1 tRNA gene and 1 rRNA gene are annotated in these 281 nt (G+C 54.4%); both read right to left on the bottom strand.

From position 1 onward, the window contains the following. A 5S ribosomal RNA gene (rrf, locus tag OGV75_RS00035) occupies positions 1-81 on the bottom strand; the annotation flags it as partial. A gap of 38 nt (positions 82-119) precedes the next feature. Further along, positions 120-195 (bottom strand) — tRNA-Thr (locus OGV75_RS00030). Between the last annotated feature and the right edge of the window lie 86 nt (positions 196-281).

The raw sequence follows: 281 nt of genomic DNA, 5'->3' as shown, positions 1-281 counted from the left end.
CACACTACCATCGGCGCTACGGCGTTTCACTTCTGAGTTCGGCATGGGGTCAGGTGGGACCACCGCGCTACAGCCGCCAGACAAATTCTTTTCTAAGTGCCAAACTTTAACCGAAAAACTGGTGCTGATACCCAGAGTCGAACTGGGGACCTCACCCTTACCAAGGGTGCGCTCTACCAACTGAGCCATATCAGCACACTAAATTTGATGCCTGGCAGTTCCCTACTCTCGCATGGGGAGACCCCACACTACCATCGGCGCTACGGCGTTTCACTTCTGAG

The sequence above is a fragment of the Citrobacter sp. Cb028 genome (assembly GCF_030336705.1).
Classification (GTDB): Bacteria; Pseudomonadota; Gammaproteobacteria; order Enterobacterales; family Enterobacteriaceae; genus Citrobacter; species Citrobacter braakii.
The sequence above is the reverse complement of the archived record's forward strand: the minus strand, read 5'-3'. Positions and strand labels throughout refer to the sequence as shown.